This is a genomic window from Pseudomonas sp. NPDC086251, from assembly GCF_044746405.1.
Classification (GTDB): domain Bacteria; phylum Pseudomonadota; class Gammaproteobacteria; order Pseudomonadales; family Pseudomonadaceae; genus Aquipseudomonas.
This window is the reverse complement of sequence record NZ_JBIVBY010000001.1, coordinates 664,524-677,201: the sequence shown is the minus strand read 5'-3', so window position 1 is coordinate 677,201 and position 12,678 is coordinate 664,524. Positions and strand designations below refer to the sequence as shown.

Here is a 12,678-nt window from a genome sequence, read left to right as displayed (position 1 = left end):
AGCTCAAACGCATAAATTTAATGGCATCCAGTTGAAAGGCGAATTCATCATGCAAGCCAGTGACCTGGAAATCGACCTGCTGCGGGCGTTTATCGCGGTCGCAGAGACCGGCAGTTTCACCGCGGCGGCTGAGGTGATTGCGCGCTCGCAATCGGCGGTGAGCCAGAAAATCATCCGCCTGGAGGACATCCTTGGTTTACGGGTTTTCGAGCGCACCAGCCGGGCATTGAACCTGACTCCCGACGGCGAGCGGCTGCTGGTGGGTGCACGCAAGTTGATGGTGCATTTCGACACCTTCATCCGCGAGATCAAGCAACCGGCCACCCTCAACCTTCTGCGCCTGGGCATTTCTGAAAACCTGGTGCCGACTCAGTTGCCCAAGCTGTTGTCGCGCTTCAGCAAGCTGTACCCCGATATCCAGTTGGAGCTCACCACGGGCTTGAGCAACGATCTGCTGGCCGACCACGAAGCCGGGCTACTGGACGTGGTCATTGCCAAGCGCAAGATCAGCCCCAATGCGCAGCGGGGGCGAATCATCTGGCGCGAGCCTTTGGTGTGGATCGCCGCGAAGGATTATGAAATCGACACGGCAAGGCCCGTCCGCCTGGTGATGATGCGGCCACCCTGCGCGTACCGGGCAATCATGATCGAAGGCATGGCGTCGGTTCGGCGCGAGTGGACGTGCGCGTGCTTGGCCAGCAACGTGATGGGCGTGCAGGCGGCAGTCGCCGCAGGGTTGGGGATTACGGCCCTGGGTGCATCGTTCCTGCAAGAAGGTATGCGCATTGTCGAACCGTCGGAAAAACTGCCGACCTTACCGTCCACCGAAGTGGTCGTGATTGGCGACGAAGCCCGTACTCAGCACCTGGTCCAGCCGTTAGTGTCATTACTCACCGAGGGTTTGATGTCGGGCAACAGCCTGACTTGAACGGTTTTGCCAACAGTCCGTCGATGCCCGACTAACCTCATTGATCACGCCAACGAGGGAGACCGAACGATGAAGATGCCACTGTTGAACACCAAAACCGCCACCCGACGCCGCTTGGTCGGCTCGTCTATGCTCGCGCTCGCACTGATGCCGTTCGGCGTCCTCGGTGCTGCCGAGGCGCAAACCGGCAACTTCTCGGCGGCGACCCCAGCAGCGGCGACACAGACCTCGTTTGGCCCGCTGAAGCATATCGACGCCGGTTTGCTCAATGTGGCTTACGCCGAGGTCGGTCCTGCCGATGGGCCGGTGGTCATTCTTCTGCACGGTTGGCCCTACGACATTCACAGCTACATCGATGTGGCGCCCTTGCTGGCAGCGAAGGGTTATCGGGTGCTGATCCCGTATGCGCGGGGCTACGGCGACACGCATTTCCTCTCCGCGAAGACGCTGCGCAACGGCCAACCCTCAGCGCTGGCCAGCGATGTGGTCGCTTTCATGGACGCACTGAAGATCAAGCAGGCTGTTCTCGGCGGTTACGATTGGGGCGCGCGCTCGGCGGACATCGTCGCGGCGCTCTGGCCGGAGCGGGTGAAGGCGCTGGTCGCCGTCAGCGGATACCTGATCGGCAACCAGGAAGCGGGCAAGAACCCGTTGCCGCCCAAGGCCGAATTGCAGTGGTGGTATCAGTATTACTTCGCCACCGAACGCGGCCGTGCCGGCTACGAAAAATACCGGCATGACTTCGCCAAATTGATCTGGCAAACGGCGTCGCCGAAATGGGCGTTGGACGACGCCACCTTCGACCGCAGTGCCGCCGCCCTGGACAACCCCGACCACGTCGCCATCACCGTCTTCAACTACCGCTGGCGGTTGGCGCTGATTCCGGGCGAACCCCAATACGAAGCGCTAGAGCAGCGATTAGCCAAAGCCCCGTCCATCAGCGTGCCGACCATCACCCTTGAAGGCGACGCCAACGGCGCACCGCACCCGGCTCCCGAGGATTACGCCAAGCGCTTCACCGGCAAATATGAATTCCGACTGATCAGCGGCGGCATCGGCCACAACCTGCCACAGGAAGACCCGCGGGCTTTTGCCAAAGCGGTGATTGATGCAGATCACCTGTGACATTTGAACCATCAGCTGACCGGCTCGGCGGTACAGCTCATTTGCCCTGAGCCTGGTTTCTGAAAAAGGACCACGTTGCCGTCTTGCCAGAAGCTGTAATTGCCCTGGTTGTCCTTGCCAGCGTATCGGGTTCCCATATCACTCGGCACCTGGATCAGGGTGATCGAGGTGTTCGCCCATTTCAGGTACACCACACCCGGCTGCGTGGTAAAGAAGGTCGCGGCAATCGGCGTATTAATCCCGGTGCACCTAAAGGCCAAAGGGCCTTCGGTGAGTCGGTCGGGATCCTTCGTGCGCACAATGGCCGAGCCTTGGCGCAGCTGGTGCGCGCGCTCGGCATAACTGCGGATCGTGCACGCCTTGGGCTCGCGCTCGGAGGCGCATTGATTGCGGGCAGCGATCCAGAACTGTTGGTCGATCGTGACTTTGTCTGGACTGGGAACTGAACGTTCATCCGTGAGCGCGAGGAGATAAAGACGCGTCAGCTCGCGATCCATCTGCGCCAGTTGCGCGTCGCGACAGATCAGCTTTTCGACGGCAGCACTGGCGGTGGCGCAGTCGAAGCTGGTCTTGAAGAGGGGGGCAGGCTTCGCCGCATTGGCGCAGAGGCTCATCGCCGCGCACACGCTGGCAGCGAGCAGACAGGCGTAACGGGTCGTGACCGATTTCATGTCGGCTTCCGCATGGGGTGTATCGCAGTGTAAGTCAGTGCGCAAAACTTGCCACACCGCCGGGCGCAGAAACGCATGCCTGCTAGCGGCTGGCGTCCGGTTCTGTAGCAGCTGTCGAGCTGGCGAGGCTGCGTTCGGCTGCGCAGCAGTCGCAAACCCTGAGCGCGCGGTTTTCCTGATACACCGCACAGCCTGATTTCACGACTGCTGCGCAGCCGAACGCAGCCTCGCCAGCTCGACAGCTGCTACAGAGCTCGCGATATAGTGTTAACAAATGTTAAGTCGAAAAAATACTTCACATAATCTGATCATTGGTAGATGATCTTCCTCGGCCGGTATGACAACCTGAAAACACGTCAACAACAGGATTGCCTTGATGTTCGATGAGATCGCCACTCACGTGCTGAACCACAGCGCCCCTCAGCGGACTATTGCGCTGGGTGCTGATCCTGCTTGCCGCCCCTCTATTTACAACGCGACCGCCGTCTAGTCGCGGCTTTCCTCTGGAGTACCCCATGAATAACAAGAATGTCGGTGTTGTCGGTCTGGGCGCGATGGGCCTGGGCATTGCCCGCTCGTTGTTGCGCAGCGGTTTTAACGTGCATGCCTGTGATGTGCGCGCTGCCGTCACCGAACAGTTCGCCGGGGAGGGCGGCGTGGCGTGTCCTTCGCCGTCGCACATGGCCGCTGAATGTGAGGTGATCATCACCGTGGTGGTCAACGCCGAGCAGACCGAGACCGTCTTGTTTGGTGAGGGCGGTGCCGTCGCCGCATTGCGCCCGGGCAGCCTGGTGATTGGCTGTGCCACCGTGGCCCCGACCTACGCCGTGGACCTGGGCCAGCGCCTGGCCGCGCTGGGCCTGCTGTACCTCGATGCACCGATTTCCGGTGGCGCCGCCAAGGCTGCCGCGGGCGAGATGACCATGATGACCTCGGGCCCGGCCGACGCCTATGCCAAGGCTGAGTCGATCCTCGCGGGCATGGCCGGCAAGGTGTATCGCCTGGGTGACGTGCATGGCCTCGGTTCGAAGGTCAAGATCATCAACCAGCTGCTGGCCGGGGTGCACATTGCCGCGTCCGCCGAAGCCATGGCGTTGGGCCTGCGTGAAGGGGTCGATGCTGATGCGCTGTATGAGGTGATCACCCACAGCGCCGGCAATTCCTGGATGTTCGAAAACCGCGTGCCGCACATTCTCAAGGCTGATTACACGCCGTTGTCCGCCGTGGATATTTTCGTCAAGGACCTCGGCCTGGTGCTGGATACTGCCCGGGCCAGCAAATTCCCGCTGCCGCTGTCCGCCACCGCGCACCAGATGTTCATGCAGGCGTCGAGCGCCGGCTTCGGTCGTGAAGACGACTCGGCGGTGATCAAGATTTTCCCGGGCATCGAATTGCCGACGGCCAAGCCTGAATCCGTTTAAGGAATCCCCCTAATGACTATCTCCACCGCACGCCCGTTGCTGGGCTGCATTGCCGATGATTTCACTGGTGCCACGGACCTCGCCAACATGCTGGTGCGCGGCGGTATGCGCACCGTGCAAAGCATCGGCATCCCGAGCGCCGAAGTGGCCGCCGGGCTTGATGCCGATGCCATCGTCGTTGCCCTGAAGTCGCGTACTACGCCGGTCGCCGAGGCGGTCGAAGAATCCCTCGCGGCGCTGGCCTGGCTGCGCGAACAAGGCTGCGAGCAGATCTTTTTCAAGTATTGCTCGACGTTCGACTCCACCGCGGCCGGCAACATCGGCCAGGTCAGCGAAGCGCTATTGAAGGCTTTGGACAGCGATTTCACGCTGGCGTGTCCGGCATTCCCGGAGAACGGCCGGACGATTTTCCGCGGTCACCTGTTTGTGCAGGATCAACTGCTCAGCGAATCGGGCATGCAACATCACCCGCTGACGCCGATGACCGATGCCAATCTGGTGCGCGTGCTGCAATCGCAGACTCAATTGAATGTCGGCCTGTTGCGCTACGACACCATTGCCCTCGGTACCGAGCAGGTCCGTGCGCGAATCGCTGAGTTGAAATCTCAAGGTGTCGGCATGGCCATCGCGGATGCCTTGTCGGACAGCGATCTGTACACCCTCGGCGCCGCTTGTGCCGACCTGCCGTTGTTGACCGGTGGTTCGGGGCTGGCCTTGGGCCTGCCGGAAAATTTCCGCCGCGCCGGCAAGTTGCGCGACCTCGATGCCTCGAAACTCCCGGCCGTGTCCGGTGGGGAAGTGGTGTTGGCTGGCAGCGCTTCGATCGCCACCAATGGGCAAGTGGCGGCCTGGCTCGAAGCCGGTCGACCGGCCTTGCGCATTGATCCGCTGGCCTTGGCGGCAGGTGAACCGGTGGTGGCGCAAGCCTTGACCTTCGCCCGAGATAACCCACACACCGTATTGATCTACGCCACCAGCTCACCGGATGAGGTCAAGTCGGTGCAACAGCAACTGGGTGTCGAGCAGGCCGGCAGTCTGGTGGAAAACGCCTTTGGCGACATTGCCCAAGGTCTGCGCGACAGCGGCGTGCGCCGCTTCGTGATTGCTGGCGGCGAAACCTCGGGCGCGGTGGTCAAGGCGCTCGGCGTACAGCTGCTGCAAATCGGCGCGCAGATCGATCCGGGTGTGCCCGCGACCGTCAGCAGCACTGACGAACCGTTGGCGCTGGCACTCAAATCGGGCAACTTCGGTGGCCGGGATTTCTTCAGCAAGGCCTTGAATCAACTCGCCGGAGGTGTGCAATGAGTGACGAAAACGCCCTGCGCGAAGAAATCTGTGAGGCCGGCCGCAGCCTGTATCAGCGCGGCTACACCGTCGGCAGCGCCGGCAATATCAGTGCGCGCCTTGACGACGGTTGGCTGATTACACCGACTGACGTCTGCCTCGGGCGACTCGATCCGGCGACCATCGCCAAGGTCAACCTGGCCGGTGAATGGGTGTCCGGAGACAAGCCTTCGAAGACCCTGGCGTTGCATCGCCAGGTCTACGACCGTAACCCGAGTGTCGGCGGCGTGGTGCATACCCATTCCACTCATCTGGTGGCGTTGACCCTGGCCGGTGTCTGGAGGCAGGACGACATTTTGCCGCCACTGACGCCGTATCAGGTCATGAAAGTCGGGCATATCCCGTTGATCAGCTACCAGCGACCCGGTTCGCCGAAGGTGGCTGAACAGGTCGCCCAACTGGCCAACAGCGTGCGCGGCGTGATGCTTGAGCGGCTGGGGCCGGTGGTCTGGGAAAGCTCGGTGTCCCGGGCCAGTTATGCCTTGGAAGAACTCGAAGAAACCGCTCGACTGTGGCTGATGAGCAACCCCAAGCCCGAGCCGCTCGATCAAGCGGCACTGGACGAGTTGCGAGAGACCTTCGGCGCGCACTGGTAACGCGCAGGCGTCACACGACACATTGATCACTCAGGCATTACCCGGGAGCCGCGCAACGACTCTCGTCGGCCCCGGCTTGCCTGAAAAAACAATAACAACAGGACATTCCAACATGATTCTCCTCCACGGCGGCATTCTCAGATCCAGTGGCACAACCCTTTCGTTTGCTCGGCGTGGAGGGCTGCTGAAATGAGCCCCTTAATCCTGATGATTACCGCCGGGGTGGGCATCGCGCTGTTGTTGTTCCTGGTGCTCAAGTACAAATTTCAACCCTTCGTCGCCTTGATGCTGGTGAGCATTCTGGTGGCGCTGGTCGCCGGCGTGAAACCGGCGGATCTGGTCGCGACCATCGAAGGCGGCATGGGCAAGACCTTGGGCCATATCGCGATCATCATTGCCCTGGGCGCGATGATCGGGCGGATCATCGAGCTCTCCGGCGGCGCCGAGGCGCTGGCGAAGACGCTGATCAGCCGTTTCGGTAATCGGCGTACGCCTCTGGCGTTGACCATTGCCGGGTTCATGGTCGGGGTGCCGGTGTTCTTCGAGGTCGGTGTGATCATCCTGATGCCGCTGGCTTATAGCGTCGCTCGCAGTGCGCGCAAGCCGCTGTTGGTGTTTGCGCTGCCGATGTGTGCGGCCTTGCTGACCGTTCACGCCTTTCTGCCGCCACACCCGGGCGCGGTCGCCGCTGCCAGTCAGTTGGGTGCGGACCTGGGTCGCGTGCTGATGTTCGGTCTGCCGATCACCGCGTTCCTCTGCTATGTCGGCTACCGTGTGGCCGGGCGCATGACCCGTCGGGTGTACCCGATGACCGACGATATTCGTGCCGAAGTCTATGGCCCGCATGTCACCAATGAAGATCTGGCCGCCTGGTCCAACGGCAACGACACCAACACCGTGCAAGCGGCCGTGGCCGTCTCGCACATGGGCCTGGAAGAATCCACCAGCAGCATCGTTTCCAAGCTGCCGCCGGCACCCGCACCGGGGTTCGGCTTGATCGTCAGCCTGATCCTGCTGCCGATCATTCTGATTCTGCTGGGCACGCTGTCGACCTCGTTGTTGCCTGCCGAATCGGTCCTGCGCGGCATCATGACCGTGCTCGGCGCGCCGCTGGTGGCGCTGCTGATCGACACCTTGCTGTGCGCCTGGCTGCTGGGTTCACGTCGGGGCTGGAGCCGCACGCAGGTGTCTGATGTGATCGGTTCGGCGTTGCCCGGCGTGGCCATGGTGATCCTGATTGCCGGTGCCGGCGGCGTATTCGGCAAGGTACTGGTGGATACCGGCATCGGCGCCGTGGTCTCCGATATGCTGCGCACCACCGGTCTGCCGGTGCTCGCGCTGGGCTTTCTGTTGACCATGCTGTTGCGCGCGGTGCAGGGTTCGACCACGGTGGCGCTGGTGACCACGGCCGGCATCATCAGCCCGCTGATCGTGACCCTCAATCTCACCCCGAACCACATGGCGCTGCTGTGCCTGGCCATGGGTGGTGGCGGGTTGGCGATGTCGCATATCAACGACGCCGGCTACTGGATTTTCACCAAGCTGGCCGGGTTGAACGTGGCTGACGGCTTGCGGACCTGGACGGTATTGACCACGTTGCTCGGTACGTTGGGTTTCTGTATTACCCTGCTGATCTGGCCCTTTGTCTAACGAACTGTAGGCGCATGGCTTTCTAGCGAGATCGCCTTCGCGAGCAAGCTCTGCTCCTACAAACAAAAAAGCCATCTGATAGGAGCTACCATGCCTCGTTTTGCTGCCAACCTCAGCATGCTTTACCCGGAACATGAGTTTCTGGACCGTTTCGCCGCCGCGGCGGCCGATGGTTTTGAAGCGGTGGAATTTCTGTTCCCTTATGACTACAGCGCTGAAGCACTCAAGCAACGCTTGAACGACAACGGCCTGGTGCAGGCCCTGTTTAACGCGCCGCCCGGAGATTGGACGGCGGGCGAGCGGGGCACCGTATCGTTGCCGGGCCGGGAGAGTGAATTTCGCAGCGGTTTCGATCGCGCCCTGGAATATGCCGGCGTGTTGGGCAACTCACGCCTCCATGTCATGGCCGGCCTGTTGCCCTCCGAAAACGATCGGGTGCGGCATCACGGCGTTTACCTGGAAAACCTCGCCTACGCCACTGCTCAGGCGGCCAAGGTCGGGATCACGGTGTTGCTCGAACCGATCAACACGCGGGACATGCCGGGGTTTTTCCTCAACCGTCAGGATCAGGCCCAGGCCATCTGCAAAGAAGTCGGCGCCAGTAACCTGAAGGTGCAGTTCGACTGCTACCACTGCCAAATCGTCGAGGGCGACCTGGCGACCAAACTGCGTCGGGACTTCGATGGCATCGGCCATATCCAGATCGCCGGCGTGCCGGATCGGCATGAACCGGACCTGGGCGAAGTGAACTATTCCTATCTGTTCGACCTGATCGACCAGTTGGGCTATGACGGCTGGGTAGGCTGCGAGTACCGGCCGCGCGGCAACACCTCGGCGGGCTTACAGTGGTTGCGCGACTGGAAGACGCGCTAAGCAACCTGTAGGAGCGAGCTCGCTCGCGAAGAACCTGAGGGCTGCGCGTGCATCCAGGCAGCACGCGTTATCGTTTAACGTCCATCGCGAGCAAGCAAGCGCCTACAAGCCTGTTGTTTCAGGCCGAAGCGGTGTCGGACGGCAGCATCAATTCGACACCCTGCTTGCGGATGCCATCGGCCGCGGCAGGGGTCAACGCGTCGTCGCTGAGGATGATGTCGAACTGCTCCAGCCCGGCGATCCTGTACATGCTGAAGGTGCCGTACTTCGAACTGCTCGCCACCAGCACCACTTGCGAAGCCGATTGCATCGCCGCTTGTTTGACCTCCACCTTCAGCGACGAAGGCGTGGTCAGGCCGCGACGCAAATCCCAGGAACTGGTCGATATGAACGCGATATCGGTGACGACCTGGCGCAAGGTGGCCACCGCCAGGCCGCCCACGCACGATTGATTGGAATGATCCAGCTGCCCGCCGGTGTGAATCACCGTGACATGGGGCGCGTCGATCAGTGCCTGGACAATACTGAAGTCGTTCGTCACCACGGTCATGCCGGACAACGCCTTGATGTAGGGGACGATTTCCAGCGTGCTGGTTCCTGCATCCAGGTAAATCGTCATGTCGGCATGCAGAAGTTTCGCGGCAAGCTTGGCCATGGCCTGCTTCTGCGGCAACTCGACCACCGCCTTGAGCTGATGACTCGGCTCGCTGTGCAGCTGGCTGGCGATCCGCACCCCACCTGTTACCGAATAAGCCCGACCTTCCTGCTCCAGCAACGCAATGTCGCGGCGGATGGTCATGTGCGAACAGTCGAACATCTCCATCAATTGATGAACGCTCAGCACCTGATGCTTGCGCAATTGGCGCAGCATCAATTCACGGCGCTGCTCAGGAATCATCGGTGCGCCGCTGTCGGCGGCGATGTCCTTGGGATTAGGCATTCGGGCTCCAAATAAAGGAAAGCTGACGGTAAGGGTAACGGTCAAACATAGTAGCGAATCCGTGGCGGGATCAGTAGCGCGACGATGCCTCGTACGCTCACGCCACGACCGTCACTCAGGCTTGATGGCGTTCGACTCAAGAGCGGGCGGGCCGACGTTGTATTCCTCGTCGGTGACCTTTTCCAGCCAGACGACGCTGACACCGTCCAGCGCTTCCTGGACCCCGATGTGGGTCATCGAGGTGGTGGCCGATGCACCGTGCCAGTGTTTGGGACCAGGCGGGCACCAGATGACATCACCGGCACGGATTTCCACGATCGGTTCGCCTTCACACTGCGTCCAGCCGCAGCCTGCGGTGACGATCAGCGTCTGACCGAGCGGATGGGTATGCCAAGCGCTACGTGCACCAGGCTCAAAGGTAACGCTGACGACAGAAACCCGAGCCGGTAACGGTGGCGAGTTGAGTGGGTCCATGCGCACGGTGCCGGTGAAGAATGCTTCAGGGCCTTTTATCGATGCCTGCGAGCCTACGCGCTTGAGGATCATGGTCAGTCCTATTGATAAATGAACAGGGATAGGGGCGCCCCGGGTTCGATCATGACGATCCAAAGGGGTTTTCAAGGTTGCGCTTGATCCGTTGCCTGGTTCAAGTAGCCGGGCAACCAGGGGGTGGGCGACCTGGCGCATTTTCCGTTAAATCCTTCTCAGTGATTGTTCGCCATAGCGAACAATCAATTCAGGTTTTTGCCGTAGTCAGGGCGATGACCGCTGCCTACTCTGGGGGTGAAATTTACTTTCCTTCACCGCAGCGAGACCTGTCATGACCATTGCCAGCGACAATAAAGAGATTGCCCAGTACATCCACGGCGCCCATGTCGCCGGCAGTGGTGTGCGCACCCAACCGATTTACAACCCGGCCACCGGTGCCGTCACTCGCCATGTGCGCCTTGGCAACTCGCAGGACGTAGACGCCGCAGTGGCCTCCGCCGAAGCTGCCTTTCCCGCCTGGTCGAACACCCCGCCGATTCGCCGCGCCCGGGTATTGTTCAAGTTTCTGGAGCTGTTGAACCAGCACAAAGACGAACTGGCGCACCTGATCACCGCCGAGCATGGCAAGGTCTTCACCGATGCCCAGGGCGAAGTGGCCCGTGGGATCGACATCGTTGAGTTCTCTTGTGGCATTCCGCAGTTGCTCAAGGGCGACTTCTCCGATCAGGTGTCCACCAACATGGACAACTGGACACTGCGCCAACCCTTGGGTGTCGTCGCCGGCATCACGCCGTTCAACTTTCCGGTGATGGTCCCGATGTGGATGTTCCCGGTCGCCATCGCGGCGGGCAACACCTTCATTCTCAAGCCAAGCCCAACCGATCCTAGCGCCAGCTTGTTCATGGCTGATCTGCTGAAGAAGGCCGGCCTGCCGGACGGCGTGTTCAACGTGGTGCAAGGCGACAAAGAAGCGGTTGATGCGCTGCTGGTTCACCCGGATGTAAAAGCGGTGTCCTTCGTCGGCTCCACGCCAATCGCCAACTACATCTACGAGACCGGTGCCCACCACGGCAAACGCGTGCAGGCCCTGGGCGGCGCGAAGAACCACATGGTGGTCATGCCTGACGCGGACATCGATCAGGTGGTCGACGCCCTGATCGGCGCGGGCTATGGCTCGGCAGGCGAACGCTGCATGGCGATCTCGGTTGCCGTACTGGTCGGCGATGTGGCTGACAAAGTCATACCCAAACTGCTGGAACGCACCAAGACATTGAAGGTGCTCAACGGCACCAACCTGGCGGCCGAAATGGGCCCGATCGTCACCCCGGCCGCCCATGCCCGCATCACGGGCTACATCGAACAAGGCATCAAGGAAGGCGCGCAATTGCTGGTGGATGGCCGTCACTTCAATGCCGCGGACGCTGGCGAAGGTTGCGAGGAAGGTTTCTGGATGGGCGGCACGCTGTTCGACCACGTCACCCCGGACATGCGCATCTATAAAGAAGAAATCTTCGGCCCGGTACTGGCGTGCGTACGCGTGCCTGATTTCGCCACCGCGGTGCAATTGGTCAACGACCACGAATTCGGTAATGGCGTGGCCTGCTTCACCCGCGACGGCAACGTCGCACGCGAATTCAGCCGCCGCATCCAGGTCGGCATGGTCGGCATCAACGTGCCGATTCCGGTGCCTATGGCCTGGCAGGGCTTTGGCGGCTGGAAAAAGAGCCTGTTTGGTGACATGCATGCTTACGGAGAAGAAGGCGTGCGGTTCTACACCAAGCAAAAATCGATCATGCAGCGCTGGCCGGAAAGCATCGGCAAAGGCGCCGAGTTCGCGATGCCGACCGCGAAATAAGACCACCGTTTCAATAAGAGGGAGGCAAGCGTGAGAAATCAGTTGATTTATAAAGACGACCAGTCTATTAATCAGCACATGACGAACATGACTGCTATCCCTCGCAAGCGTGGTCGCCCGGCAAAAGCCGTCGGCGACTACCGAGAGACACGTGAAACCCTGTGCCGAGCCGGCGTTGCCGCCTTGACGGAGAAGGGGTTTTCGGCCACCGGCATTGACGAAATACTTAAGTCAGTCGGCGTGCCCAAAGGCTCTTTCTACCACTTCTTTGCCAGCAAGGAAGCGTACGGCAGTGAACTGATCACGCTGTACGCCCGTTATTTCGTGCGCAAGCTTGACCGGTTTCTGCTCGACGAAAGCCTGACCCCGCTCAAGCGCATCGAAGCCTTTTGCGAGGAAGCAGAGCGGGGCATGCAGCGCTTCGAGTTCCGCCGAGGTTGCCTCGTCGGTAATTTGGGACAGGAGATGGGGGCTCTGCCGGAATCCTTCCAGGCACAGCTGACCGATGTACTACTGGATTGGCAGGCCCGGTTCGAGCGTTGCCTGGAGGAGGCCAAAGCGGCCGGCGAAATCGCCAGCAATGCGGATTGCGCGCGCTGGGCGGCGTTTTTCTGGATTGGCTGGGAAGGTGCGGTTCTGCGCGCCAAGCTTGAACGCAACGGTGAGCCGTTACGGGTATTCGCAGACATGTTTTTGATGAGCCTAGGGTCTTAGGCTCTTTTTTTCACCTTTAATATACGATCGGTCTAATTTATTTCAAGCCTATGCACCGTTCGTAAGAAGTGA

12 protein-coding genes are annotated in these 12,678 nt (G+C 60.8%); 9 read left to right on the top strand and 3 right to left on the bottom strand.

What is annotated here, in order from left to right; all coding sequences use genetic code 11:
* Nucleotides 1-49 precede the first annotated feature (49 nt).
* Together ACIPL2_RS02990 and ACIPL2_RS02985 are read left to right on the top strand one after the other, a co-directional pair.
* Nucleotides 50-928 (top strand): LysR substrate-binding domain-containing protein, encoded by an 879-nt coding sequence (locus ACIPL2_RS02990; RefSeq protein ID WP_401352845.1) that lies wholly within the window; start codon nt 50-52, stop codon nt 926-928.
* Between the two features lie 69 nt (nt 929-997).
* On the top strand, nt 998-2,053 hold the full coding sequence (locus tag ACIPL2_RS02985; protein ID WP_401352844.1) for an alpha/beta fold hydrolase: 1,056 nt from the start codon (nt 998-1,000) through the stop codon (nt 2,051-2,053).
* An 11-nt stretch (nt 2,054-2,064) separates the two neighbouring features.
* On the opposite strand, the gene ACIPL2_RS02980 is transcribed toward ACIPL2_RS02985, so the two are convergent.
* Nucleotides 2,065-2,724: an MliC family protein gene (locus ACIPL2_RS02980; RefSeq protein ID WP_401352842.1), complete on the bottom strand. Its 660-nt coding sequence runs from the start codon at nt 2,722-2,724 to the stop codon at nt 2,065-2,067.
* A 515-nt stretch (nt 2,725-3,239) separates the two neighbouring features.
* On the opposite strand from ACIPL2_RS02980, the gene ltnD reads away from it, so the two are divergent.
* The 5 genes from ltnD (at nt 3,240) to otnI (ending at nt 8,608) form a co-directional block, all read left to right on the top strand.
* Nucleotides 3,240-4,145 (top strand): L-threonate dehydrogenase, encoded by a 906-nt coding sequence (ltnD, locus tag ACIPL2_RS02975; protein WP_401352840.1) that lies wholly within the window; start codon nt 3,240-3,242, stop codon nt 4,143-4,145.
* A 12-nt stretch (nt 4,146-4,157) separates the two neighbouring features.
* Nucleotides 4,158-5,450, top strand: a complete 1,293-nt coding sequence (otnK, locus tag ACIPL2_RS02970; protein WP_401352838.1) for a 3-oxo-tetronate kinase — start codon at nt 4,158-4,160, stop codon at nt 5,448-5,450.
* A complete protein-coding gene (locus ACIPL2_RS02965) occupies nt 5,447-6,085 on the top strand; it encodes an aldolase (RefSeq protein ID WP_401352836.1) in 639 nt (212 codons plus the stop codon). Before otnK ends, ACIPL2_RS02965 begins: the two co-directional genes overlap by 4 nt.
* A gap of 189 nt (nt 6,086-6,274) precedes the next feature.
* Entirely contained in the window at nt 6,275-7,735 is a 1,461-nt protein-coding gene (locus ACIPL2_RS02960) for an SLC13 family permease (RefSeq protein WP_401352834.1), read from the top strand.
* A gap of 90 nt (nt 7,736-7,825) precedes the next feature.
* Nucleotides 7,826-8,608 carry a 2-oxo-tetronate isomerase gene (otnI, locus tag ACIPL2_RS02955; RefSeq protein ID WP_401352833.1) on the top strand — a complete coding sequence of 261 codons (783 nt, stop codon included), beginning with the start codon at nt 7,826-7,828 and terminating at the stop codon, nt 8,606-8,608.
* Between the two features lie 118 nt (nt 8,609-8,726).
* Here otnI and ACIPL2_RS02950 read toward each other — a convergent pair whose 3' ends face one another.
* Together ACIPL2_RS02950 and ACIPL2_RS02945 are read right to left on the bottom strand one after the other, a co-directional pair.
* Nucleotides 8,727-9,548 (bottom strand): DeoR/GlpR family DNA-binding transcription regulator, encoded by an 822-nt coding sequence (locus ACIPL2_RS02950; RefSeq protein ID WP_401352831.1) that lies wholly within the window; start codon nt 9,546-9,548, stop codon nt 8,727-8,729.
* Nucleotides 9,549-9,659: 111 nt separating this feature from the next.
* Nucleotides 9,660-10,094: a cupin domain-containing protein gene (locus tag ACIPL2_RS02945; RefSeq protein ID WP_401352829.1), complete on the bottom strand. Its 435-nt coding sequence runs from the start codon at nt 10,092-10,094 to the stop codon at nt 9,660-9,662.
* Between the two features lie 274 nt (nt 10,095-10,368).
* Here ACIPL2_RS02945 and ACIPL2_RS02940 point away from each other — a divergent pair, with 274 nt between their 5' ends.
* A complete protein-coding gene (locus ACIPL2_RS02940; RefSeq protein ID WP_401352827.1) occupies nt 10,369-11,892 on the top strand; it encodes a CoA-acylating methylmalonate-semialdehyde dehydrogenase in 1,524 nt (507 codons plus the stop codon).
* Between the two features lie 78 nt (nt 11,893-11,970).
* The gene (locus ACIPL2_RS02935; protein WP_401353358.1) at nt 11,971-12,606 is read left to right on the top strand and encodes a TetR/AcrR family transcriptional regulator; all 636 of its coding nucleotides are present in this window, start codon (nt 11,971-11,973) and stop codon (nt 12,604-12,606) included.
* The last annotated feature ends 72 nt before the right edge of the window (nt 12,607-12,678 follow it).

What these genes read in the sequence shown, in the direction of transcription:
- ACIPL2_RS02985 (WP_401352844.1), top strand. Translation starts at nt 998, where the DNA reads ATGAAGATGCCACTGTTGAACACCAAAACCGCCACCCGACGCCGCTTG.
- ACIPL2_RS02990 (WP_401352845.1), top strand. Translation starts at nt 50, where the DNA reads ATGCAAGCCAGTGACCTGGAAATCGACCTGCTGCGGGCGTTTATCGCG.
- ACIPL2_RS02935 (WP_401353358.1), top strand. Translation starts at nt 11,971, where the DNA reads ATGACGAACATGACTGCTATCCCTCGCAAGCGTGGTCGCCCGGCAAAA.
- ACIPL2_RS02960 (WP_401352834.1), top strand. Translation starts at nt 6,275, where the DNA reads ATGAGCCCCTTAATCCTGATGATTACCGCCGGGGTGGGCATCGCGCTG.
- otnK (WP_401352838.1), top strand. Translation starts at nt 4,158, where the DNA reads ATGACTATCTCCACCGCACGCCCGTTGCTGGGCTGCATTGCCGATGAT.
- otnI (WP_401352833.1), top strand. Translation starts at nt 7,826, where the DNA reads ATGCCTCGTTTTGCTGCCAACCTCAGCATGCTTTACCCGGAACATGAG.
- ACIPL2_RS02945 (WP_401352829.1), bottom strand. Translation starts at nt 10,094, where the DNA reads ATGATCCTCAAGCGCGTAGGCTCGCAGGCATCGATAAAAGGCCCTGAA.
- ltnD (WP_401352840.1), top strand. Translation starts at nt 3,240, where the DNA reads ATGAATAACAAGAATGTCGGTGTTGTCGGTCTGGGCGCGATGGGCCTG.
- ACIPL2_RS02980 (WP_401352842.1), bottom strand. Translation starts at nt 2,724, where the DNA reads ATGAAATCGGTCACGACCCGTTACGCCTGTCTGCTCGCTGCCAGCGTG.
- ACIPL2_RS02950 (WP_401352831.1), bottom strand. Translation starts at nt 9,548, where the DNA reads ATGCCTAATCCCAAGGACATCGCCGCCGACAGCGGCGCACCGATGATT.
- ACIPL2_RS02965 (WP_401352836.1), top strand. Translation starts at nt 5,447, where the DNA reads ATGAGTGACGAAAACGCCCTGCGCGAAGAAATCTGTGAGGCCGGCCGC.
- ACIPL2_RS02940 (WP_401352827.1), top strand. Translation starts at nt 10,369, where the DNA reads ATGACCATTGCCAGCGACAATAAAGAGATTGCCCAGTACATCCACGGC.